Origin of the sequence: Pseudoalteromonas sp. HF66, from assembly GCF_011806445.1 — a bacterium.
GTDB lineage: Bacteria > Pseudomonadota > Gammaproteobacteria > Enterobacterales > Alteromonadaceae > Pseudoalteromonas > Pseudoalteromonas apostichopi.
The window spans coordinates 179,227-202,968 of the sequence record NZ_JAATOU010000007.1; the positions used below are offsets into that span (position 1 = coordinate 179,227).

The 23,742-nt window shown below is 42.4% G+C and carries 18 protein-coding genes, 1 tRNA gene and 1 pseudogene; 11 read left to right on the forward strand and 9 right to left on the reverse strand.

Translation table 11 applies throughout. The annotated features are described in order from the left end of the window. Nucleotides 1-43: 43 nt before the first annotated feature. Both HCZ11_RS09465 and HCZ11_RS09470 read right to left on the reverse strand, forming a co-directional pair. Nucleotides 44-511 carry a Fur family transcriptional regulator gene (locus tag HCZ11_RS09465; protein ID WP_130050163.1) on the reverse strand — a complete coding sequence of 156 codons (468 nt, stop codon included), beginning with the start codon at nt 509-511 and terminating at the stop codon, nt 44-46. After that, nucleotides 508-1,011: a DUF2796 domain-containing protein gene (locus HCZ11_RS09470; protein ID WP_167658292.1), complete on the reverse strand. Its 504-nt coding sequence runs from the start codon at nt 1,009-1,011 to the stop codon at nt 508-510. The genes HCZ11_RS09465 and HCZ11_RS09470 overlap by 4 nt, the downstream gene beginning before the upstream one ends. A gap of 139 nt (nt 1,012-1,150) precedes the next feature. Here HCZ11_RS09470 and HCZ11_RS09475 point away from each other — a divergent pair, with 139 nt between their 5' ends. The 3 genes from HCZ11_RS09475 to HCZ11_RS09485 all read left to right on the forward strand — a co-directional run bounded on the left by HCZ11_RS09475 (nt 1,151) and on the right by HCZ11_RS09485 (nt 8,369). After that, a complete protein-coding gene (locus HCZ11_RS09475) occupies nt 1,151-3,577 on the forward strand; it encodes a TonB-dependent receptor (RefSeq protein ID WP_167658293.1) in 2,427 nt (808 codons plus the stop codon). Nucleotides 3,578-3,605: 28 nt separating this feature from the next. Continuing rightward, nucleotides 3,606-4,997 (forward strand): 5-methyltetrahydrofolate--homocysteine methyltransferase, encoded by a 1,392-nt coding sequence (locus tag HCZ11_RS09480; protein ID WP_167658294.1) that lies wholly within the window; start codon nt 3,606-3,608, stop codon nt 4,995-4,997. 156 nt (nt 4,998-5,153) lie between these two features. Beyond that, nucleotides 5,154-8,369, forward strand: coding sequence for a S41 family peptidase (locus HCZ11_RS09485; RefSeq protein ID WP_167658295.1), 3,216 nt, complete (start codon nt 5,154-5,156; stop codon nt 8,367-8,369). Between the two features lie 94 nt (nt 8,370-8,463). Here HCZ11_RS09485 and rtcR read toward each other — a convergent pair whose 3' ends face one another. Next, entirely contained in the window at nt 8,464-10,056 is a 1,593-nt protein-coding gene (gene rtcR / locus HCZ11_RS09490; RefSeq protein WP_175580417.1) for an RNA repair transcriptional activator RtcR, read from the reverse strand. 248 nt (nt 10,057-10,304) lie between these two features. Between rtcR and HCZ11_RS09495 the strand changes: the two genes are divergently transcribed. The 7 genes and pseudogenes from HCZ11_RS09495 (at nt 10,305) to HCZ11_RS09525 (ending at nt 16,401) form a co-directional block, all read left to right on the forward strand. Then, nucleotides 10,305-10,375, forward strand: a tRNA-Ser gene (locus tag HCZ11_RS09495). A gap of 233 nt (nt 10,376-10,608) precedes the next feature. Further along, nucleotides 10,609-11,763 carry a slipin family protein gene (locus tag HCZ11_RS09500; protein WP_167658296.1) on the forward strand — a complete coding sequence of 385 codons (1,155 nt, stop codon included), beginning with the start codon at nt 10,609-10,611 and terminating at the stop codon, nt 11,761-11,763. Nucleotides 11,764-11,791: 28 nt separating this feature from the next. Further along, nucleotides 11,792-13,018, forward strand: a complete 1,227-nt coding sequence (locus tag HCZ11_RS09505) for an RtcB family protein (protein ID WP_167658297.1) — start codon at nt 11,792-11,794, stop codon at nt 13,016-13,018. A gap of 2 nt (nt 13,019-13,020) precedes the next feature. Beyond that, nucleotides 13,021-14,049, forward strand: coding sequence for an RNA 3'-terminal phosphate cyclase (gene rtcA / locus HCZ11_RS09510; RefSeq protein WP_167658298.1), 1,029 nt, complete (start codon nt 13,021-13,023; stop codon nt 14,047-14,049). Between the two features lie 15 nt (nt 14,050-14,064). Beyond that, a pseudogene (locus tag HCZ11_RS09515) lies at nt 14,065-15,298 on the forward strand (multifunctional CCA addition/repair protein). Further along, nucleotides 15,295-16,110, forward strand: coding sequence for a nucleotidyltransferase domain-containing protein (locus tag HCZ11_RS09520; RefSeq protein WP_167658299.1), 816 nt, complete (start codon nt 15,295-15,297; stop codon nt 16,108-16,110). Before HCZ11_RS09515 ends, HCZ11_RS09520 begins: the two are co-directional and overlap by 4 nt. 30 nt (nt 16,111-16,140) lie before the next feature. Beyond that, the gene (locus HCZ11_RS09525) at nt 16,141-16,401 is read left to right on the forward strand and encodes a hypothetical protein (protein ID WP_130167314.1); all 261 of its coding nucleotides are present in this window, start codon (nt 16,141-16,143) and stop codon (nt 16,399-16,401) included. A gap of 29 nt (nt 16,402-16,430) precedes the next feature. Here HCZ11_RS09525 and HCZ11_RS09530 read toward each other — a convergent pair whose 3' ends face one another. The 5 genes from HCZ11_RS09530 to HCZ11_RS09550 all read right to left on the reverse strand — a co-directional run bounded on the left by HCZ11_RS09530 (nt 16,431) and on the right by HCZ11_RS09550 (nt 20,604). Continuing rightward, on the reverse strand, nt 16,431-17,690 hold the full coding sequence (locus HCZ11_RS09530) for an AAA family ATPase (RefSeq protein WP_167658300.1): 1,260 nt from the start codon (nt 17,688-17,690) through the stop codon (nt 16,431-16,433). Then, nucleotides 17,677-18,327: an RNA ligase family protein gene (locus HCZ11_RS09535; RefSeq protein ID WP_254869132.1), complete on the reverse strand. Its 651-nt coding sequence runs from the start codon at nt 18,325-18,327 to the stop codon at nt 17,677-17,679. The genes HCZ11_RS09530 and HCZ11_RS09535 overlap by 14 nt, the downstream gene beginning before the upstream one ends. A gap of 149 nt (nt 18,328-18,476) precedes the next feature. Continuing rightward, nucleotides 18,477-18,809: a low molecular weight protein tyrosine phosphatase family protein gene (locus HCZ11_RS09540; protein ID WP_167658301.1), complete on the reverse strand. Its 333-nt coding sequence runs from the start codon at nt 18,807-18,809 to the stop codon at nt 18,477-18,479. A gap of 8 nt (nt 18,810-18,817) precedes the next feature. Next, nucleotides 18,818-19,456: a peptide chain release factor H gene (gene prfH / locus HCZ11_RS09545; protein ID WP_167658302.1), complete on the reverse strand. Its 639-nt coding sequence runs from the start codon at nt 19,454-19,456 to the stop codon at nt 18,818-18,820. Continuing rightward, nucleotides 19,453-20,604: an RNA ligase RtcB family protein gene (locus HCZ11_RS09550; RefSeq protein ID WP_167658303.1), complete on the reverse strand. Its 1,152-nt coding sequence runs from the start codon at nt 20,602-20,604 to the stop codon at nt 19,453-19,455. Before HCZ11_RS09550 ends, prfH begins: the two co-directional genes overlap by 4 nt. A 405-nt stretch (nt 20,605-21,009) precedes the next feature. Here HCZ11_RS09550 and HCZ11_RS09555 point away from each other — a divergent pair, with 405 nt between their 5' ends. Then, nucleotides 21,010-22,158, forward strand: a complete 1,149-nt coding sequence (locus tag HCZ11_RS09555; protein WP_167658304.1) for a serine hydrolase — start codon at nt 21,010-21,012, stop codon at nt 22,156-22,158. A gap of 201 nt (nt 22,159-22,359) precedes the next feature. Here the strand turns inward: HCZ11_RS09555 and HCZ11_RS09560 are convergent, their stop codons facing one another. Further along, the gene (locus tag HCZ11_RS09560) at nt 22,360-23,664 is read right to left on the reverse strand and encodes a DEAD/DEAH box helicase (RefSeq protein ID WP_167658305.1); all 1,305 of its coding nucleotides are present in this window, start codon (nt 23,662-23,664) and stop codon (nt 22,360-22,362) included. Nucleotides 23,665-23,742: the final 78 nt, after the last annotated feature.

Consider the following 23,742-nt stretch of genomic DNA (forward strand, 5'->3'; position numbering starts at 1 on the left):
AATAATTCCTATAAAATTGAACACATGAATTATTAAAAACGCATCAAGCAATTTTTGCTTGGCACTCATTGCATACACCCATCATTTCAAATTGCTTTGTTTGTGAGGTAAAACCTGCATCATCAAAATGAGGGAAAAGCTTTGCAACATCACTCTGTGAAACCGCTAAAGTCTCTACTTTTTGGCAATGACGGCAAATCAAAAACAAAGAAATCTCACGCTTAAAAACCTCACTGTCGGTACCGTAAGCGATATATTTGTTAGCACTATTAAGCCTGCGAACAAGGTTTACCGATTCTAAAAAGCTCAAGATTCGATAAACAGACATGACAGATACACTCGAGCTTGTGCGCAGCTTATAACAACTGGCCAACTCGTAGGCCGATAGCGGTACGTCTGTGGTTAGTAATATTTGCAGTATTTGCTTGCGCTGAATGGTGAATTTTCTGCCATGTTCAAGGCAAACCTGCTTTGCTTTATTAAGTGTGCTGGTTAATCGCTGTTTATTCATAGCGGCCACTCAATATAAGGTTTTGTTGCTGTAAGCTCGGCTATCCCTTGCGCTTGCTCTGTAATCCACTGCGCTTCAATAACAGATATCGCTTCAGCCCATGCAAACAAAGTAACAGTGACTTTAGAGACCGGTTTATCACAGCTAAACGAGTATTCAACTTCAAGGTCTTGATGTGAATGATGAGAGTGATGCTCAAATGGGTTTTCAAAATTTGCATGAATAAGCTTACATTCGCCGTTAAATGTCACTAACTGCTCTGAATTTGCTAACTGGGCTAATGTTTGTTTGATAATTTGCTTTTGCTCAGCGGTTTCAGGCTGATGCTCAAAGCCAAAAATATCTCCAGCCGGCAAAATGAACTTAACTTGCCACTTACCTTGGTCATGAACCACAAAAAGCACTCCCTCACCATGTGAATGATGATGGTGTTGATGCCCTTGAGCTGAAAAAATACATCCAACCATCAAGCATATCACTACCAATTTTGCTGCTTTCATAACCACAATCACTCCATTTACCTCTCTTTAAGCATACTGTTACAAAAAAGAATAAAACTCATTCGTCGATTCATACTTGATACATTATAACAATTAAAGCACAATTGATACATTATAACATACCAAAGAGTGATGCATAATGAATAACATCTCAAGAGTCGCTGTCGTCATAGCAGCGTTATTACCAGCCAGTGTCTTGGCGCAATCAATCAAAGGCGTTGTTTTAAATAACCAAGGTAAAGCAGTTGCTAATGCAACAGTTGACCTTGAAGGCTCAGATCAAAAAGTAACAACTAATGACAAAGGTGAGTTTGAAATCAGCGGGTTAAATAACGGCTTAAAAGAGCTGCATATTTCAGCCCCAGGTTACGCTCACTTGCACCGAGATATCACACTTGCCAATGACCAAGACCACACTACAACTTTTAATCTAAAACGTTCACCCATTGAAGTTATTGATATTGAAGCAACACCGATTCATATGTCGGCAATGGAATCTGCTTCACCAGTTAGTGTGTTATCTGGCGAGCAATTAAGACGCCAACAAGCATCAACGCTTGGTGATAGCCTTGAAAAACTACCCGGCGTTAACACAAACTTCCATGCCAAGGTTGCCAGTACCCCTGTGATCCGTGGTTTAAGCGGCCCACGTGTTTTAATAACGCAAAATGGCCTAGATGTGAGTGATGTGTCACGTGTTGGTCCTGATCACTCAGTTGCATCTGAAGCATCAACGGCGCAGCAAATTGAAGTTTTACGTGGCCCAGCAACTCTTTTTTATGGCAGCGGTGCAATTGGTGGTGTCGTCAACGTAGTTGATAGCCGAGTACCAACTGACAGCACTACACGTGGTGAATGGAACCTAGAACATAACTCTGTAGATGAGCAAAAAGTTGCTTCGTTTAATGCCACCACAGGAACAGAGTCATTTGCCTTTTATGCTGATGCATTCTGGCGTGAATCAGACGATTACGAAGTACCTGTTGCTGCCGATATTGACGACACCGAGCGCAGCTCAAAGTACGTAGTAGAAAACAGTAATGAAGACTCAGATGGCTTTACTGTTGGTACTAGTTACTTATTTGAGCAAGGTTACCTTGGTGTTGCGGTTGAGCAGTTTAACCGCCAATACGGTATTCCTGGCCATACACATGGTGAAGAAGAGCATGAAGAACATGACCACGAAGAGGTGCACAGCGAAGAAGAAGCCGTTTTTGCAGACCTCGAGCAAACCAAAATCCAGCTACTTGGTGAATACAATATCGACAGTGAATGGCTAAGCAAAATTAACTTACGTGCTGGCCACACAGACTACGAACACGCTGAAATCGAACACGGTTCAGTAGGCACAACCTTCAAAAACGAAACCAATGAGCTTCGCGTTGACATTCTGCATAGCCAATTTGATGAGTGGAATGGTGGCGTTAGCTTTCATTACAAAAAAAGTGATGTTGAAGCACAAGGCTCTGAAGCCTTCACCCCCCCTTCTGTTACTGAAAGTATTGCCTTTGCAATTATGGAAGAAAAGCATTTTGGTGATTTTTTAGTGCAATTAGGTGGCCGTGTTGAGCGAGTCACTATTGATGCTAACAATGTGCTGTTACCAGAAATTGACGCCCATGCTCATGATGAAGAAGGCGATGAGCACGACCATGACCACGAACATGAACACGAAGAATCAAACTACACACGTGTATTTGATGTTGCCCAAGAGTTCACACCGGTGAGTTTATCAACAGGGGTGGTATGGGACTTTACTCCGGGTTATAACCTTGGTTTATCGGTATCGCGTTCTGAGCGAGCTCCGTCTGCTTCTGAGCTGTTATCTTTCGGCCCACACATAGGCACAGCAACCTATGAAGTCGGTGCGCTTTTCGATACTCATGACGGTCATTTTGAGCTTTCACAAGAAGCTCTTGATTTAGAAACTGCAAATAATATCGACCTTACATTTCGTAAAACCGAGGGTGATGTTGGTTTTATCTTCAATGCATTTTACAACCAAGTAGATAACTATTATTACCAGATCAACACAGGTTTTTACGCTGAAAGCGGTCATGACCACGACCATGGTGACGAACATAACCACGAAGATGAGCACGATCATTCATCTGAACTACCCGTTTATTTATTTAAAACAGACGATGTTGTTTTACATGGTTTTGAAGCGCAAGTTGCTTGGCAGCTAACCGACGAATTAAAAGTCGATTTATTCTCAGATTATGTACGTGCTCGTCTAAAAGACGGTGGAGATTTACCGCGTACTCCACCACTGCGTTTTGGTACCGAGTTTAGCTATCAAACAGAGAATCTAACGGCAAATATTCACGTTACACGCTACCAAGAACAAGACCGCATAGCGCATGAAGAAACCACAACTGACGGCTACACCCTCGTTGATGCCAGCATCTCTTATGACTTATCGGTACTGAACCAAGACCTATCGCTGTATTTAAAAGGCACAAACTTAACGGACACAGAAGCTCGCGTTCATAGCTCATTCTTAAAAAATATTGCACCACGTCCTGGGCGCAGTTTTGCGCTTGGTGTTCGCGGCTACTTCTAAAACATAATTACAAATAAAGGAAACCTACATGACACACTTATTTAGATTAAAACTATTGGCACTGGCAATTAGTAGCACCCTGATCACCGCATGTGGTGACGCAGAAACAAATATTGTTGAGAAAGACCCTATCGAGGTTCCTGACGACAGTGGTGATGACCATGATCACGATCATGATGACGGTTATACCATTGACTCAATGGGTCGTTTAGCGGTTTTAGCAGCTGATAGCAACGAAGCGAATATCTTTGATTTAGATGACGACTCATTACTAGAAACGTTTTCGCTTATCCATGATTCAAGCTCACTAAATGTTTCACCAAACTACCGTTATGCCGTTATTGCTAACCGCAGCCAAGATTACTTAGGCTTTATTGATAGCGGTTTATGGCGCGAAAATCATGGCGACCATTTACATGACTATAAACAAGGCCCAGCATTTAGTAACTATGAGCTAACAACCGGCAGTCGCCCTACTCACATCGTTAAACATGATGGCCAAATGGCCGTGTTTTACGATGGTAATGCCGATACAGGTACCGTTGCCTCAGTAGAAGTATTAACCGATAACGACATTGCAAACGAAACAACAACACTTACGGGTATTCAGTACGACATCAATATGCATGGTGTTGCAGAACCTCGAGGTGAGCACCTCGTTGCTACATTACGTCGTGCTGATAGCGAAAGCACTTCTAATGCGAAAATCCTGCCGGATCAAATTGGTGTTTTCCATCTACATGATGGTGAATATGAGCTTGAACAAACAATTGAAGTTACCTGCCCTGATTTACACGGTGCAGCGCAAAACCATGATTATGTAGCATTTGGTTGTGGCGGCGGTGTTCTGGTAGCACACCAGCATGACGATGAATACCATGCAGAAAAAATCGCAAATATTGAAGCGGTTGGCGATTTAAGAATCGGTACTTTATATGGTCATGAATCAAGCAACGGCTTTATTGGTGTTGCATCTGGTCATGGTGGCGGAGCCGCAGTTTTTGTGAGCATCAATCCGAGCGAAGCTGAAATGGAAGCCCTAGAGTGGCAACTTGATGAAGGCGCAAGCGCTGTTTCTTACTCATTCTCAGGAAGCGGTGAGCACTTTTTGGTTCTTGATAGCTTAGGCTTTTTAAACGTGCTTGCAGCCCATGAGCACGACGGCCACATGCACTGGGAGCTTGCAGGTAAAGTAGATATTACTGAAGAAGACATAACAGCGATGCCAGAAGGCATGAACTTTAGCATGACTGTGTCACAAAATAGCGAGTTTGCTTACGTTGCTGACCCGATTGCTCAGCACGTACTAAAAGTACATATCGAAGACCTTGAAATTGAAGGTGATCTTGAATTGACCTTTGCACCAAGCGCCATCACTTGGTTAGGTATCGCAGAAGAAAGTGATGATCACGACCACTAAGAAGTTATGTTTTATGGTATGACATAGCTCGCAAAGGTTGGCATTTACTGCCAACCTTTTTTATTCATATTTTGTAACAGACTTTCATCGCATCAGCATCGCTATTTGAAACTGAATAGTTATGATGTAACAGTTCCCAAAATAGGATGTAATCCCATGAAAAAACTAACAACGTTGGCACTGGCCATGGCTGCGACACTGGCACCTTGGGCATCAGCTTACGAAACTAAAGACACGCGCTTACTGCGTTTTCCAGATATTCATAATCAAAATGTTACCTTTGTTTACGGTGGCGATATTTACATTGCTAATACGCAAACAGGCGAGAGCAAACGCTTAACTGACCATATTGGCTTTGAAACCTTCCCTAAGTTTTCACCTGACGGTAAACGCATTACCTTTGCGGCTGAGTACAATGGCAGCCGCCAAATATATGTCATTAACAGCGATGGCTCAGGCTTAAAACAGCTGACTTACTACAACGATGTTGGCCCAATGCCACCACGCGGCGGTTTTGATTATCGTGTTCTCGATTGGACACCAGATGGCAAAAATGTGGTATTTCGTGCTAATCGCACACCGTGGGGTAAGCGTATGGGTCGTCCATACATGGTGCCTGCTGACGGTGGCCTTGAACAGCCTCTAGCTATTCCAGAAACGGGCGGTGGCATGCTTTCGCCAGATGGGAGTAAATATGTTTACACGCCAATTGATCGTGAATTTCGTACATGGAAGCGCACCCGTGGCGGTCGTGCACAAGATGTCTGGGTTTACGATTTAAAAAGCAATACCTCAGAGCAGCTAACCAGTAACCGCGCTACCGATCAGCAACCAACCTGGGTTGGCGATAACATTTACTTTGTATCTGATCGTGATTACACCCTTAACCTGTATCAATACCAAAAAGGCGCTGAGCCGAAAAAACTAACCAACCATAAAAACTTTGACGTACTGTGGCCATCAGCAGGCCCAAATGCCGTTGTCTATGAAAATGGTGGCTACCTTTATCGCTTTGACCCACAAACTCAAAAAAGCACTAAGCTGAGCATTAACATTGCTGGTGTGCGTCAATATGCCATGCCGTACACAAAAAATGTCAGCGACTTTATCGACTCAATGTCGATTTCTCATGACGGTAAACGTGCGCTCTTTACTGCCCGCGGTGAGCTATTTAGCGTACCAGTTAAACAGGGCCCAACGCGTAACTTATCTTACACAGCAACAGGCCGCGAAATTGACGCAAGTTGGTCGCCAAATGGTCGTTATATTGCTTATATGAGCGATGAAAGTGGCGAATACGAAATTTACTTAAAAGATCGCAGTAAAAATAATGCCACCAAGCAGCTAACCAGCAATGGAACTATTTGGCGCTTTACGCCAATTTGGTCACCAGATAGCTCAAAGCTGTTATTTGCAGATAAGAACCACACACTCTGGTGGATAGACGCAAAATCGGGTAAACAACACAAAATTGATACCAGCATCTACGATGAAGAAGGCATTCGCCAATATACTTGGTCGCCAAATAGCGAAGACATTGTGTTTGTGAAAAACAATGAAAACCGCTATGCCTCACTGTGGCACTACAATATTGATAAAAAGAAAGTGACTCGCTTAACGGATGAAATGACCAATGAGCAAAACCCAACTTTCTCTCCTGATGGCCAATACCTCTACTTTAGCTCTGAGCGCGACTTTAACTTAGCCTTCAGCAGCTATGAGTTTGACTACATGTTTAATCGTGCAACGCGTATTTATGCCGCTGCCGTAAATGACAGTATCAAACCGCTTATCGCGCTACAAAGTGACGAAACAGCGATCGTCAGCGATAAACAAAAAAATGAAGACAAGAAAGCGAAAAATACCCTGCAAAGCAGCGACTTTATGCAACGTGTAACCGCTTTAAATGCACCAGCAGGGGATTATCGCAGTTTAACGGCAGTCAAAGATGGCGTGCTAACACTGGCTAATGGCGGCCTACAATTAATAGGCACAGCTCACGACAGCGAGCTTGAAACTGTGGCTAAAGGGGTAAGCAGCTACACTATTTCAAGCAACGGTGAACACCTGCTTGTGCATGCGGGTAACGATTACAGCTTAATTGAGCCAAAAGCAAAACAAGACCTAGCAGCAAATAAGCTAGATCTTAGTAACATGACCTTAAAAATTGAGCCACAGATTGAATGGCAACAAATGTATGTTGAAGGCTGGCGTACATTGCGTGATTGGTTCTACGATGAAAACCATCACGGCCAAGATTGGGACGCAATTTTAGCCAAGTATCAACCTATGGCTGATGCTATCTCACACCGTAGTGACTTAGATTACATTCTCAGTGAAATCGCAGGTGAAATTAACTCAGGCCACATTTATGTGCAGTCGGGTGATATGCCTAAAGCAGAGCGTAAAAAGCATGGTTTATTAGGTGCAAAACTTGCCAGCGATCCATCTGGATACGTAAAAATTGAGCAAATCTTCCAAGGTGAAAACTGGCATGAAGACTTCCGCTCACCACTTGGTACAACAGGGGTAAAAGCACATAACGGCGACTTCATCATTGCCGTAAATGGCCGCTCAGTAAAAGACGTTGCTAACTTCTACGAATTACTAGAGAACACTCAAGGTGAGCAAGTTGAGCTAGTCCTTAACAGTAAACCGCGCAGCAAAGGTGCATGGCAAGTTACCGTTAAGCCTGTAGCTAGCGAGCAAGGCTTGCGCTATTTAGACTGGGTTAACTCTCGTGCAGCCTACGTTGATAAGCTATCAAATGGTCGTATTGGATATGTTCACTTACCAAATACAGCCTACGAAGGTAACCGCGCCATGTTTAAAAACTACATGCCGCAAACCACCAAAGACGCCATGATTATTGATGACCGATACAATGGCGGCGGCTTTATTCCTGAACACATGATCACTTGGCTTGGCCGTAAACCGCTTAACTATTGGAAACGCCGTGGAGTTGAGCCAACTAAAACCCCACAATTTGCTCATGATGGTCCAAAAGCCATGCTGATCAATGGTTACTCAAGTTCTGGCGGTGATGCTATTCCTTACTACTTCCGTCAAGCTGGGTTAGGTAAGCTCATTGGTACCCGTACTTGGGGTGGTTTAATTGGTATTTCGGGTAACCCAAGTCTTGTCGACGGCGGCCAAGTTATCGCGGCAACATTCCGCATTTTAGATAACGATGGCAACTGGATCATCGAAAACGAAGGCGTCACCCCTGATATCAAGGTAGTTGACCGCCCAGAGCTCATCTACCAAGGTAAAGATCCATCGATTGAACGTGCCGTAGAAGAGCTTTTAAAAGAGCTAAAAGACAATCCGAAAAAGCCTCTCACCGTGCCACCAGCACCGACTGACTTTTAATTCTTAACTGGTTGTTAAAAAGTAAAAACCCCGCAAAGATGCGGGGTTTATTTTTACTAAATATCTAATATTTAAACTTGTATATACAAATAATTTAAGCTAAGTCAGACCATGCTAAATTGAATTTACGTAAGTATTTTTGTAATCGAGTTGAGTCATTGGCTTGTGCTTTTTTGGTACGACTCACATCAAATAATTCACGACCAGCTGAGGCCATGCTTGAATGCTGCTCACAAATACTAAGCACATAATTTAACTGAGCAATATCAAACTGATCTAAATTCGCTATTTGCTCTTCTGACAAATAGTTAGCAAGGCAATTAGACGCTTTAGGTTGCACATTAGATTGCCATGAGTCTTGTAACCGTGCGATTTCGTCATTAACATCAGTAACGGTGATACGCGAAGAGCTCGCTAAAGTACATAAACGAGTAATTGCAGAGCTTAAATCACGAAAGTTTCCACGCCATACCGCTCGCTTCGACATAGCAAACTGCTCAAACAGCTGCTTTGCTTCTTTATTGAATTGAATTCGCTGCCCAGTTTTTTGCTCAAATAAACCCATTTCATAGTCAATATTGGCTGGTATATCTTCTTTTCTGTCTTTTAATGCCGGTAACTGATAGCTCCACAAATTGATACGCGCTAATAAATCTTCACGAAACAGCCCTTTTTCGACTTCGGCTTTTAAATCTTTGTTAGTGCCAGCTATGAGTTGAAAATCACTCGCAACAGTTTGATCACTGCCCACTGGATGAAAGGTCTTATTTTCAATGGCGTGTAACAGCATTGCTTGCTCTTCTAAACCAAGCTCGCCAATTTCATCTAAAAACAGCACACCATTATTTGCAGTGAGTAAGTAACCGCTTCGCTCTCTTTGAGCACCAGTAAAGGCCCCTTTTGTGTGGCCAAACAAAGCAGCCATGGCATTTTCACCACGTAACGTGGCACAGTTAACCGACACAAGCTCACCTTTTAAAATGGCGCGCTTCTTTTTCAGTTTATAAATTCGCGTTGCCAACTGGCTTTTACCAGCTCCCGTAGGGCCCGTCAGAAGCATAGGATCATCTGAACGAATTGCCACAACTTCAATCTGCGCAATCAACTTATTGAATGCACTGTTTTTAGTTTGAATACCGCCTTTTAAAAATACATTACCTTCTAAATGCTCTTTATCAAAACGAGTGGCAAGTTGATCATACTTAGATAAGTCCAAATCAATAATTTGAATCTTACCTGTCGCTTTATTTTGATTATGCTTATCGGGTGATGTTTGAATTAAACGCCCAGGAAAATGACCACTCTCGGTTAATAAGAAAATACATATCTGCACAACATGGGTGCCAGTCGTGATATGAAAAAAATAATCGTGCTGATCAGTATCAAAACGCTGTTGATGGCACCAATCATAGAGCTTGGCATAAACCTCTTCAAAATCCCAAGGGTCTATAAAGTTAATATTTTCAAGGCATACCGTGGTTTCTGGGGAAACTGACTCAATATCTACTGCAACATTATTCGCTAAACGCGAGCTATGAGTATCATGCATCATATACAGCTTATTAACGATGAACTCTTCTTGACTACATAAACTGACATTGGGTCGCCATCTTGCCCAACGGTCAACGCGCTTACCCACATAGTCTAATTGAGTTCCGAGAATACTCACCACAATCGTACTTTTCAAAATGTATCCTTACAGATAGAAACTATATCTATTTAAATACCAAATAACACTATCGTCAAGTACCTCATCACACAACACAAACTGCAAAAATAGAATAAAAACATAAAAATCAGTTCTTTATAAAATAAAAACAATCTTTTTTAGTTGTGGCACAGCTCTTGGAATAGAGAAGTGTGATTAATTAGGAGTGATTCAAATATCACCCTGGTGCGTTACACACTGTGAACACGTATGCCTAATCACAAAACTATTAATGTAGCTCAGAGGTAGAGCAGCGAAATGATTTCGTCGGTCATGGGTTCGATTCCCATCTTAATACTATAAGTAGCTCAAACAGGTAGAGCACCAAAACCAATTTGGATGTTGCGGGTTCAAATCCCGCCTTAGTCAAAATCGTAACTTTAAATGTTAGTAAGTCGTTGTTTGCGCTGACTGATAAACGCTTAAGCATGAACGATAACAGCAAGCCGGATGCTCCCTGTTATTGCGACGTCCAAAGCCTTTTTCAGTTAACAAATACACACTTGCTAACAATCAATAAGGAAATAGAACATGTTAAGAAAAACACAATTAGTAGCAGAGAACCAAAGAGTGCTCGTTTTTAAAGACCAGCAACTAACAGACGTGTTAATACCAGGAAAGCATCGTTATTGGGATTTTCACAAGCAGCTTGAGTTTGTCACCTTTGATATTAACTCGCTGTATTTCTCAGAGCGAAATACTGAACGTTTGTACCGCAATAACCCAATCTTGCAACAGCATATAAGTCATTGGAAACTTGAGAACAACGAACTAGGTATGTTGTACGTGGATGATTTACTACAAGGGATCGTCGCTCCTGGTGAGCACTTATATATTTGGCAAGATGCAGGGGCTATAAAACTTGAAAGAATTACTCTCAACAGCACACAAGCGGTGCCTGAACAATTATTAAATTTAGTTAATCGAGCAGGTGCAAATAGCGCAACTCGCTTAATTAGAAGCGAAAAAACAGTCGCAATCAAACCGATTGCCGAGTTTAAAGTCGCGAAAGAGCATGTAGGCTTACTTTACATTAACGGCCACTTTATTGGCAAGTTGCAGCCAGGCATTCATGCCTATTGGCAATTTAACCATGATATTGAAGTGAAATGTTATGACTGTAGAACACAAAGCGTAGAAGTATCTGGGCAAGAAATTCTCAGCAAAGACCGAGTTAGCCTACGCATTAATTTAACTGCCAATATCAAGCTGATGGATGCTGAGCTTGCAGCAAAGAGCGTAGATAAATTGGATGAATTCATCTACAAAACTCTACAACTAGCACTCAGAGAAGCGGTTGGTACAAAAACGCTCGATGATATCTTATTAGATAAGTTGTATATCAATGAAACAGTGAAAGAGCTGGTGATTGAACAACTTAAGGAGATTGGTATTGCTCTATCTGGCGTTGGTGTGAAAGACATTATTTTACCGGGCGAGATGAAAGCCATTTTAAATCAAGTAGTCGAAGCGCAAAAAGCAGCTGAGGCAAATGTAATAAAGCGACGTGAAGAAACATCAGCAACACGCAGCTTACACAACACCGCGAAAGTAATTGAGAACAACCCGACGCTAATGCGCCTTAAAGAGTTAGAGGCATTAGAGAAAGTCGCAGAAAAAATAAATAACTTAACCGTTTATGGCGGCCTTGAAGGGCTAATGAACGGGGTCGTAAAAATAGCCTAACAGGCTAGGACGAGTAAGGAATCAAATTATGTGTAATAACTACAACACAATCGAACAACAAGGACAGGTACCTATAAAGGCATGGACAAAAGGCGTACCGTTTGAAGATGCAGCTATTGCTCAATTAAATAATATTGCGCAAATGTCGCTAGTTCATTCTCATATCGCGGTCATGCCAGATGTTCACATGGGCAAAGGCGCCACAATAGGTAGCGTCATTCCCTCTGTAGATGCAGTGATCCCCGCAGCGGTAGGTGTTGATATTGGTTGCGGCATGGTTGCAACTAAAACAACGTTAACGGCTTCGCAACTGCCCGATAATCTGGCGGCAATTCGTCATGCGTTTGAAGCTGCGGTACCACATGGTCGAACGGGCCGAGGTAGAGGGGCTCGCGACAGAGGTGCTTGGCATAATATTCCTGATGTTGTTGCAGGTGAGTGGCAAAAACTTGAGAAGCGGTTTGAAAAAATCTGCGCTAAGCACCCTGCAATTAAAAACAGTAATCATGTAAATCACCTAGGTACGATGGGCACAGGCAATCATTTTTTAGAGCTCTGCCTAGATGAAAACAATGCAGTTTGGATCATGCTGCACTCAGGTAGCCGAGGAGTTGGTAACCGCATAGGCACTTACTTTATCGAGCTGGCTAAAAAAGAGATGGAGCGTCATCAAATCAACTTACCTGATATGGATCTTGCGTATCTGAAAGAAGGAAGCGAATACTTTGATGACTATGTTGAGGCTGTGGAATGGGCGCAAGATTTTGCAGCTAAAAACAGAGAGATCATGATGTTTAACGCTATCAAAGCGCTTAAAAAGCAAATCCCTATCGCTTTTGAAACCGCGGAGCTTGCTGTTAACTGTCATCATAACTATATCTCGCGTGAGCATCACTTTGGCAAAGATTGTTTTGTAACACGCAAAGGAGCTGTACGTGCACAAAATGGTGAAATGGGGATCATTCCCGGAAGTATGGGAGCGCGCTCTTTTATTGTTCGCGGCTTAGGAAACCCAGATAGCTTTAATAGCTGTAGTCATGGAGCCGGCCGAGTCATGTCACGTACAAAAGCTAAAAAGGTCTTTAATATTCAAGATCAAATAGCGGCAACCCAAGGGGTAGAATGCCGCAAAGATGCTGCGGTGATTGATGAAATTCCGCATGCGTACAAGGATATTGAAAAGGTTATGGCAGCACAGCAAGACTTGGTTGAGGTTGTACATACACTAAAACAAATAGTCTGCGTAAAAGGATGATAATGAACTATTTAATAATTGATGGTGCACAAGGTGAAGGCGGAGGGCAAGTACTTCGCACCGCCCTCACCTTATCAATGTTAACCAAGCAAGCCATTGAAGTTGTTAATATTCGGGCCAAGCGAAAAAAGCCTGGCCTGTTACGCCAACACCTAACCTGTGTGTTAGCAGCACAACAAATCTGTGATGCCGAAACAGCAGGAGTTGAACTAAGCTCAAACCATATTCGCTTTGCGCCTAAACAAATAAAAGCGGGTGATTATCACTTTGCGATTGGCACAGCAGGCAGTACAACGCTGGTATGCCAAACTGTATTACTGGCATTAGCGACAGCAAAGCAGCCCTCTACCATAACCTTTGAAGGTGGCACACATAATGGCATGTCACCTTCACTGTGCTTTTTTGAGCACTGTTATTTGCCAGCTTTAGCAAAAATGGGGGTGTATTGTGAGCTCACTGTTACCAAGTATGGCTTTTACCCTGCCGGTGGTGGCAAATGGCAGTTAACCATTTACCCGTGTGAAACATTAAAGCCCTTTGCGCATTTTGCACAGCCAACGAAGGATGCCAAAAAGGCGATTAAAGTACTTGTTAACAAGTTACCGGGGCATGTTGCGAAGCGTGAAATTAGCACTGTAAAACAATACCTTGATTGGACAGGCGCTGAAACAATGATAACTCGAGTAGAAAGTATTGGAGCAGGAAACAGCTTGCAGCTACAGATAACATCAGACACCCATAACAGTATTTTTGAAGTTATTGGTCAACATGGTATTGCAGCACAAAAAGTGGCTCTCAAAGCGGTAAAGCAGGTTAAACAATTTACCCAATCAGCAGCGGCAGTAGAAGAACATCTGGCAGATCAGTTGCTCTTGCCATTAGCTTTAGCCGGTAAAGGCGAGTTCAAAACCAGTGAACCAAGCTTGCACAGCTTAACCAATGCAGAGGTCATAAAAACGCTTTTGCATGTAGAGATAACTTTTACTCAGCTTGATGATAACCTATGGCAGGTATTATTAACTGATACCTAATTAGGATGATCGGCAATGGAAAACACATTAAAACAAGTTTATTTAGTCGGTGGTGCAGTTCGCGACAAGTTGCTAAACAGAGCGGCAGCGGATCAAGACTTTGTTGTTGTGGGTGAAACACCAGAAACCATGTTAGCCCTAGGTTTTGAAACTGTTGGTAGTGATTTTCCAGTATTTTTACATCCAACCACCAAGCAAGAATATGCCCTCGCTCGCACTGAACGAAAGCAAGGTCGTGGTTACAAAGGGTTCACGGTGAATGCCAGTACCAGCGTAACTCTAAAAGACGACCTTGCGCGACGAGACTTAACTATCAATGCAATGGCGATGAGTGCTGATGGCGAGCTTATAGACCCATTCAACGGCCAACAAGATTTAAATAACAAGGTACTTAGACATACATCAGCCGCATTTGCTGAAGATCCATTACGTGTACTGAGAGTGGCTCGATTTTTAGCTCGTTTTGGTGAAAGCTTTACTATACATCCTGATACCAAGGCATTAATGATGCAAATACACCAACAAGGTGAGTTAGCTTATTTAACGCCAGAACGGGTTTGGAAAGAAACCGAAAAAGCACTTGCTGAGCCTCACCCTGAGCTTTACTTCAAGACGCTGTATGGTTTCAATGAGTGGTGTTCCCCAACCAAAAGAACACCACCCTGAGGGCGATGTTTACACCCACACACTTTTAGTTTTGCAAAGAGCGGCTCAGCTAAATTTTGATGTAGAAACTCGCTTTGCCGCATTAACGCATGATTTTGGCAAGGCGACGAGCTTTGAGCTAAACGGTAATTTACATGGCCATGAACAACGCGGCGTAGCAGTGATCAAGACGTTTTGTCAGCGTTTAAAAGTGCCTAAACGGTTTTATGAGCTGGCAGCATTAACCAGTGACAATCATACGCGTTGTCACAAAATCGCACAGCTAACACCAAAAACATTACATAAATTACTTGTCGACAAGCTAAATGCGCAAAATAAGCCTGCGCGGTTTTTGCAGTTTTTGGATGCGTGTCAGTGTGATGCGCAAGGACGGGGACCAAGTTTTATACATCGGCCTTATGCTCAACGAACACTTGCACTGGATTTAGTAAAACAACTAAACAAGCTAGATAAAAAAGCACTTGTGCAACAAGCAATACGCCAAGGTAAAAGCGGCATAGCCATCGGAAAAGCAGTTCGCGAAGCAGAAATAAAGCAACTACGTGATTACTTCACGGAGCAAATTAGTAAGGAAACAAAATGAATAACACAACAGCACACTCAGCAATCGATGACAGTGTTAGAGCTGAAATAATGCGACGCATAAAAGCGGCAGAAGCAGAACATAACGTTAAAGTGTTATTTGCTATTGAGTCGGGTAGCCGAGCATGGGGATTTGCAAGTCCTAACAGTGATTATGATGTGCGCTTTATTTATGCGCATGCTAAAGATTGGTATGTAGCAATTGATGTTGAAGAGCAAAGAGATGTAATTGAATACCCAATCGTCGATGAAATCGATATAAATGGTTGGGATATTCGTAAAGCACTAAAACTATTCAGCAAATCAAATCCCGCGTTTATTGAGTGGTTACAATCACCCATAGTGTATGTTGATGATGGCTTTTTTGCTGCACATGCAAAGCGACTAATGCCACAGATAGTGTCATCTCATAAAGGCATTTATCATTACTTGCATATGGCAAAAGGTAACTTTAGAGAGTATCTAAAAAAAGAACACGTTCCGCTGAAAAAATACTTTTACGTATTGCGACCACTACTGGCGATTATGTGGCTCGAAAAATACGATGAACCAGCTCCGATTGAGTTTGATAAACTAAGGGAGCTTGTCAAAGACAACCTAGCATTGGATGCTGCGATTTCAGATTTGCTCGCCCGAAAACGGGTAAGCCTAGAAAAAGAATACGCGCCAGCTGTGCCTGTAATTAATGAGTTTATCGAAGCAGAGTTAACACGGCATAAAAACTACACAGCTAACGTAAAGAAGAAAGTCGTCGATTTTGATGCTTTAAATCAGTTGTTTAAAACGACACTTATGCGATACGAGAGCGAATAGTTTTGTTATTTAAAATTAAAAAGGAATTATATGAAAAAGCTCATTACTTTGCGTTTACCCGCAATTTTAGCAAGCCTGATATTAATAGCGGGATTGATTTCATTAACATGGGAGAGTGGCACTTCCTATGATGATGGAGGGCTGGGTACGTTTTCATTTATTATCTTGATGCCAATAATGATATTAAGAAGCCTGATAAAACTCCCTGTATGGGTGCTCGTTCCTACGATTAGTGTTGGCCTATTCTATCTAGATTATTTTTTAAATAAGCGCTTAAAAAACAAAGAATAGGCTCGCAATGCGAGCCTATTTTGTAACAATTAAAAACGACCAAATTGATAAAGTAGCTGCCCTGCTTCGCCAATCACTAATTGTCTATGTGTTTGGCTTTGCCAAGGCCATTCAAACTTTTTAAGCTGATTTTGCTGCACGTCATCACTGACGCTAAACGTTCTATTGTGGTTGTATTGTTTTAAGCTTTTAGCGCTTAATTGAAATACCACTAATGTGACTAATGCCCCGTAATTAATAGCTAACTCAATCAATGGTTCTCTAAAGTCTTTACGGGTGCTTGTGGCATCCCACACTAGGTTTCTTTTTTCAGCTAGTGCCTTTTTAAAGCGTTGCTTAGCAAGTTGCAAAACTTGCCCGCGACTTTTTTGGCAGCTACGTTTACCGTTAATTTCAGCCCTAATGTCATCAAGTGAGATGACTTCAAAATCGACTAAGTTATTTGCGATCCAAGTTGATTTTCCACTGCCGCTGATACCACACATAATGTAGCAATGACTGTACTGCTGACAGGTTGTATAGTTTTTCGCAATGGCTTCTTCGACAAGCTTAATGTCTCCATCAGCTAACTGTTTTATGGCATAACCATCCAACAATGTTTGCTCTGACTTAGTAGGCTTAACCTGTATCCGCGCTAAATATGTAGTTGTGGGATTAGTTACCCCCCATAACTCATAATCTTGTGCAAACATGCGATACTGCTCTAACAAATCAAGCTGTACTGCCAAGTCATTGCAAACTCGACCGCGCATATCGGCTAATTCAAGCCAATAGAGAAGTTCTAAGTCTGCATTTAGTGACAACTTGAAATAATCACTAAACTCTTGATTTTTAATCACAAGGCGTTTTGGCACTTGATGAAAACCCACCAAGCCCATAATTACCATGATCACACTGTGCTCAAGCGGAAGCTCTATCAACTTCGTTGCTAAATAACTTGCACCAATTTCTTCGTGTAACGGAGCTACAACCCTTAACTGACCTTGAATCTCCTTTTTTCGGGTGGTCAATGGCTTGGCTATATCATGCAGTAAGGCAGATAAAATCAATACTTGTCGCTTTTTACCTGTGATATGAGAAGCCTCAGCTGCAAGCAACTCATAAACAGCTTTAAGCACTAAATCAGTATGTATTGCGACATTACCTTCTGCATGCCAAATTGAATCCTGCTCTGTTTGCTCAAATTCATTTAATAACGGAAAAAAGCACCCTAGATTCTTTACACATTCGGCAAAACTAGGAGTATTTTGCAGCTCAAGGCTGGCTAACCAGTTTTCAACTTTTTCCATACTTGCCCCCTGCCGATTTTTGTAAACCATTTGCAATAACGTCTGCGTACATCCAATGCTGCTCGGTGGTTACATGGTTATTTCTAACCCACTTAGCTACCGCACTTGCAAAATCTTTGTAATGAAAACCTTCAGCAAGTCGCACCACATAGCCTTCTTGGTTCACCGTATCTATCGAAATAGCTTTAATTGTTTGCTCACACCAAAGACCAACATACAGCTCCTTTGGTGTTGTTAGCCCCAAGCTTGCAAGAAACTGCTTAGTGTCTTGCCAACTTAAACACTGATTGAGCTCATTCCACACAGAAAAAGCCATAAAATAACTTGGCAAATTGTTGTATGAGATTGAATGCCTTGCATAAAGGTTCTCACCACAAATACGCCATCCGATTGGTATTTTATAACCGACTTGCGCTTGCAGTGCTTTTACCCACGCGCGCGATGGATGAAAGCGGCTATCAATCGATCTTGCATGAATGTAGTCATTGTATAAGGTGGTATTTTCACCATCCATTTTTTCCGTGACCACAACTTGTTTGCCGACAAAATGGCTTAAATCTCGTTGCGTTACGTCGTCATTCGTAGCCCCTAATGACCATGGAAGGTGTGGGGTACGAGGATATTTAATTCTCATCATATTTCTCCATATCTACTCTAATTAGTAGCTAGATTCATTTAGCTTTCATAGAAATAGACACAGCAGTACGTACTCATAGTAGTGTCACTATAAGTGTTTGGATTGCTGTGCCTTGATGGAATTACATCGTTCTATCCTCGTTTTATTTATTATTCAGTGTGGTCGAAATAGTGATCAACTGACTGCTTTAAAGTTTCAATGAGTGCCTCATCCATATATTGGTACTCATCGGGTATATCGAGTACCTGAATCGGCTTGTGCTGCAATAAACGGCTAAACTGCGCTTTAAGGCGTTGTTTATGCTTATGTTCCATCACAAAAATTATATCTGCCCAATTAATATCAGCCGTTGTTACCGTGTGCCTCGCTCGTGGGCTTGTACCTGCAGAGCGGGCTTTAATGCCATTGTATTGGTTGAATACCTTTTCTGCCGTTGGGCTACGCCACTGGTTACGGCTACATATAAACAGTAAATTTTCCATGTTATTTGCTAACCTTTTCCTTTGTGAGTCTGGCTAAATTCAGGGCCCTTAAACGTACGAATCGGATTACCCCGTTGCAACTCATTGTGTTGTTGCCAACGCGACTTTTGCTGCTGGCTTGCAGCCTGCTGAGCTTGCTCTGCCAGTTTTTGCATTAGCAAAGCTCGGGCTAAACGCTTATTCGCATGCTGACTTCGCTCACTCTCTACTCGAACAGCAATTCCTGTCGCAACATGGGTAGCACGAACAGCCGAATCAGTGGTGTTTACATGTTGGCCTCCCGCGCCACTTGCGCGGCATTGCTGAAAGCGGATCTCGCTATCAAATTTTTGCTCTGCTATTTCAAATAGTTGACCGCCAAAATACCAGTTTTTACGCTTATGCCTTGCTCTGAATGGGCTTTGACAAACCCACAACATCGAGCCATGCCATTGCTGCGCAAACTGTTTTAAAATTTGCGGCTCAGCACCAGTTAATTCAAGCAATACCGATTTGTAGCAGCCTGAAAGTTCAGCTTGCTCTACAGCAAGAGTATTCATCTTAATAGCTAACGCTTTAGCATCACCCTCAAGGCGCTTAACAGCCATAGCAACCGCTTTACAACACTCTAAAGGACCCGTCCCTGACGATAATTGCACTAAGATCATCCGCACGTTCCTTGTGTTTTAAAGGTAAGCACAGGCTTTAATTTAGCAATTACAGTAACCAGCCCTGCATCAACAAGGTCATCAATAACTGTTTGGCAGTCTTTGTAAGCTTGTGGTGCTTCATCATAAAGCAGCGTTTTATCATTACAGATCACCCTGCTACCAAACGCAGTGCGATATAAATCTTCCTTTTTAAACTTGTGACTCAAACGGCCTTGGCATTCTCCACGCTTCCATTTGCGACCAGCGCCATGTGCAAGGGAGCGTAAGTTTACGCTTTGCACAGCCGTTGGCTTAACTAAGTAACTGTAATCACCGCGAGAGCCAGGGATCATCACAGCCCCTTGATCGCTGGGTGTAGCGCCTTTTCGATGTAACCAGCCTGCTTGTCCTGCAATCTGTGATTGACTTACAAGGTTATGATTTACATCTAAAACCTCTTCGCCACCAGCACGAATAGCTTGTAAAAAACGCCGTGCGATCAGTTCTCGGTTTAACTGTGCCCAACGCAGTGCTTCGTCATGTTTAGCCATATAATCTGTAAAGGCATCACTCACGACCTCAAGGCCATCATGGTTATGCTCTGCAATATGCTTAACTAAAATAGCTTGCCCTAACCCTCTAGAGCCAGAATGCACCAATAGCTGCAGTTGTTTAGGTTGTAGGCCTAAAGCAAGCAAAGCTTGTTGATCAAACACCTCTTCAATCGCCTGAAATTCAGCGAAATGATTGCCACCACCTATGGTGCCAAGGGCACTATCAAAACCAGTTTGTGAGATAGCTAGTTCATGTTTTCGCTCGCTAATCAATGTGTGCCAACTTTCATCTAGCGGCTGTTCAACATCGCTTAAGCGTTTTGCGAGCTTATCTACATTTAACTTGGCTAACTTAGTATTGGTTTGCCAAAGCGACATACCGCAGCCAATATCATTCCCTACTAAAGCGGGGTAAATTCTACCTTCTGTAAAAAAGGCAGCCCCAATGGGGTAACCTCGACCTGGGTGTAAATCGGGCATACCCGCTACAGCGTGCATACCAGGTAATTCAGAAGTTTTAATTAATTGTTGTATTGCTAGCCCTTCAATCCACGACTCTTTAGACGCAATAAGGCTAACGTTATCAGTAAGTTTTTGGACGGACTTGCCCATAATACCAATTCCTTTCTCTGCAATAGAAAAATGCTAACGAAAAATGATTTGGCAGGTCTTTGATTAATTGATCAGGCTTAGCTTTGAAAAGCTAATAAAGAAATAGCTTCTAGCTAGGCAAGAAAACGACCTGCAAAGGAACAAGTTGTATAAGTCATATTGTTTACTCCTCTACAGTGTGTGAATGGTTAAAATCGCGGCGATTGTAAACACCTTAAAAAGTGAAAGCAACTAAAAAATAATCAATCGTTATTATTTATGCTCTTTTTAAATGTTCATCACAACGTGAAAAATGTGCAATTAAGCGCCTATGGGTTGTCATCTAGAGAAAATTTGAGCAATCTAAAAATGCCTTAAAAAATAATAACAATAGTGACTGCAAGGTTACTCAAAAAGGATGCCGCCATGCTCAAACACCGTATAGCTCGTTCACTCATCAGCCTACCACTGTTGATTGCTGCCCATGTCACTAGCGCAGCTGAACTACCACAAGCGATTGATGCCGCCTTTCAATCGGCGGTGAGTGCGAAAACAGTACCGGGCATTACTGTCGCAGTGGCTGATAAATCAGGAATAATCGCGGCAAAGGGTTATGGTTTTGCCGATATAGAAAACCAAGTTTTGATGAGTCCAGAGCATAAAGTTCGCATTGGTAGTGTCTCTAAACTTATTGCCACTGCCGCTATGATGCGCCTTTACGACAAGGAATTGATTAACTTAGACAAACCTGTAACCGACTATGTAACTAACTGGCCAGAGAAACACGCAACTTTAACACTGCGCCAACTCGCGTCACATACCGCAGGGATCCGCCATTACAAAAAAGGCGCCAATGAGTTTTTGCTCAATAAATGGTATGGCGATATTGATAGCGCTTTAGCCATGTTTAAAGATGATCCCCTACTGTTTGAGCCGGGCACCAAACAGCAGTATTCAACATTCGCTTGGACATTAGTTAGCGCTGCGATGGAAGGCGCTGATCCGAAACGCAACTTTCGACAAATTATCGAACAAGAAGTCTTCGCGCCACTCAAGTTAAACGACACATACTTTGATGAGCAGTTTACCCTGATCCCACATCGTGCAAGACCTTATAGCGTTGATCAGGGCCGTTTAATTAACTCACCGCAGACCGATCACAGCTATAAATGGGCAGGCGGTGGGTTTATTGCAACACCAAGTGATATCGTCAAGTTTGCAGTAGCTCACACGCAAGGCAATTATCTAAAAGCAACCACAGTGGATGAAATGTTTACCCCAGCCACACTCAATAATAGTGAACAGGTCAATTTTGGTATTGGTTGGATGACAGGTTTCAAAAACTATCAGCAAAGAGAAAAATACCAACATGATACTGAACTACAAGCATTGATGGCCGACATGCCACACGCGGTAATGCACTCTGGCGGTAGTATGGGTGGCATTACCATGACCATTATGTGTGTTGATCATCAACGCGCGGTGACTGTGGTTAAAAACGTCAATGGTGATAACAGCGCAGATGTATTTGCGCTTGCCCTACAAACCCTGAGCTATTATCACCAAGACCTCTGATTCTACTTAACAACTCGCTTAATCTAGTGAGCAATTTTAAGACAACTAAACCTTGTTGATAACAAGGCAAAAACTTCGTTGCTCTCAACAATTGCTCCTGCATCCATACTGTCATCAATAAGACGTTTTCAACGACGGTAGCGACAGGTCTAACTCCTTAAAATAATTAAGTATTATTTCGAAGCAGCATTATTTAAGACTTTAATGTTTCTTCCAGCCACTCCAAACATCGTCTTCTTGGTTGGCTTTGTTTTTTTTCTTTTTCTTACCTGTTCCCGCAGGTTTCGCTACGGGCTTGTCGTTTTTAAGTGCTTTAGCGGCATCGAGGTTTGCTTGGTTTACGGTAAAACCTGCCACTTCTTCACGCTCTAAACGTAATTTGTTTTTCTTTTCGATAATTTTAAAATGATGGAAATCTTCATAATCAATCAGTGATAACGCTAACCCAATTTCTCCGGCGCGGCCACTTCTGCCAATACGGTGCATGTAATCGGCAGGACTGCGGGGTAAATTGAAATTAATAACTACGGGCAATTTAGCAATATCTAAACCACGAGCAGCAATATCAGTGGCAATTAACACCTCAATTTCGCCATTTTTAAACTTTTCGATTACGCGAGTACGTTCACTTTGGCCCTTATCACCATGAAATACCTGCGCATTAATACCACGCTTTTCAAGCTTACTCGCTAAGTGCCCACAATCTTTCTTTGCATTCACAAAAATCAACACTTGGCGCCATTTATGGTTTTTTATTAAGTGCGCTAAAACAGTGGTCTTCTCACCTTTATTAACGGTAAATACACGCTGTACTAGAGTGCTCTCCTGTTTGCTTTGAACTTGTATTTCTACAGGGTCATTTAACAGCTTTTGGGTTAATAGCTTTACTTGCTCTGGGAACGTCGCTGAAAACAACATTGTTTGTTTTTTAGCGGGCATAAGTGCTAATAGCTCAGCAAGTTCTTCGGTAAAACCAAGACTCAACATGCGATCTGCTTCATCAAGCACTAAGGTGTTTACGTTATCAAGCTTAATAGCATTGCTTGAAATCAAATCAAGTAAACGCCCTGGGGTTGCCACAATAATATCGGCACCGCCTCGCAATGCTTGCATTTGCGCATTCACCGACACACCACCGAATACCGCGACAGTTTTAATCGCACCATTAAAATTTGCAGAGTACGATTTAACGCTATCGGCCACTTGCACCGCGAGTTCTCGGGTTGGCACTAAAATAAGCCCTGATACAAAGTTACCTTTGCTGCCTTGTGCTTTTTTAAGTCCCTTATCTAAAAAGCACTTTTGCAGCATAGGCAGAGCAAATGTCGCTGTTTTACCTGAACCTGTATTTGCTCCTGCAATTAAGTCACTACCCGCTAAAATGCTTGGAATTGCTTTTGCCTGAATAGGTGTAGGCTGGGTATATTCAAGATCAGCCAATCGAGCAAGTAGCTCTGGAATAAGGCCAAGTTCGTTGAAATTGCTAGAGTTTGCGGTTGAGGTCATAAAAGGTGTAGGCTCATTACTAAAATAGCCTGCGATTTTAGCGTATTTATTGGCCGTTAAGTAGGGATTAGTGATTTT

Bases quoted from the DNA above. Each gene is read 5' to 3' on its own strand.
- rtcA (WP_167658298.1), top strand. From the start codon at position 13,021: ATGAACTATTTAATAATTGATGGTGCACAAGGTGAAGGCGGAGGGCAA.
- HCZ11_RS09560 (WP_167658305.1), bottom strand. From the start codon at position 23,664: ATGACCTCAACCGCAAACTCTAGCAATTTCAACGAACTTGGCCTTATT.
- HCZ11_RS09555 (WP_167658304.1), top strand. From the start codon at position 21,010: ATGCTCAAACACCGTATAGCTCGTTCACTCATCAGCCTACCACTGTTG.
- HCZ11_RS09525 (WP_130167314.1), top strand. From the start codon at position 16,141: ATGAAAAAGCTCATTACTTTGCGTTTACCCGCAATTTTAGCAAGCCTG.
- HCZ11_RS09485 (WP_167658295.1), top strand. From the start codon at position 5,154: ATGAAAAAACTAACAACGTTGGCACTGGCCATGGCTGCGACACTGGCA.
- HCZ11_RS09465 (WP_130050163.1), bottom strand. From the start codon at position 511: ATGAATAAACAGCGATTAACCAGCACACTTAATAAAGCAAAGCAGGTT.
- prfH (WP_167658302.1), bottom strand. From the start codon at position 19,456: ATGATCTTAGTGCAATTATCGTCAGGGACGGGTCCTTTAGAGTGTTGT.
- HCZ11_RS09535 (WP_254869132.1), bottom strand. From the start codon at position 18,327: ATGATGAGAATTAAATATCCTCGTACCCCACACCTTCCATGGTCATTA.
- HCZ11_RS09475 (WP_167658293.1), top strand. From the start codon at position 1,151: ATGAATAACATCTCAAGAGTCGCTGTCGTCATAGCAGCGTTATTACCA.
- HCZ11_RS09540 (WP_167658301.1), bottom strand. From the start codon at position 18,809: ATGGAAAATTTACTGTTTATATGTAGCCGTAACCAGTGGCGTAGCCCA.
- HCZ11_RS09520 (WP_167658299.1), top strand. From the start codon at position 15,295: ATGAATAACACAACAGCACACTCAGCAATCGATGACAGTGTTAGAGCT.
- HCZ11_RS09500 (WP_167658296.1), top strand. From the start codon at position 10,609: ATGTTAAGAAAAACACAATTAGTAGCAGAGAACCAAAGAGTGCTCGTT.
- HCZ11_RS09470 (WP_167658292.1), bottom strand. From the start codon at position 1,011: ATGAAAGCAGCAAAATTGGTAGTGATATGCTTGATGGTTGGATGTATT.
- HCZ11_RS09530 (WP_167658300.1), bottom strand. From the start codon at position 17,690: ATGGAAAAAGTTGAAAACTGGTTAGCCAGCCTTGAGCTGCAAAATACT.
- HCZ11_RS09480 (WP_167658294.1), top strand. From the start codon at position 3,606: ATGACACACTTATTTAGATTAAAACTATTGGCACTGGCAATTAGTAGC.
- HCZ11_RS09505 (WP_167658297.1), top strand. From the start codon at position 11,792: ATGTGTAATAACTACAACACAATCGAACAACAAGGACAGGTACCTATA.
- HCZ11_RS09550 (WP_167658303.1), bottom strand. From the start codon at position 20,604: ATGGGCAAGTCCGTCCAAAAACTTACTGATAACGTTAGCCTTATTGCG.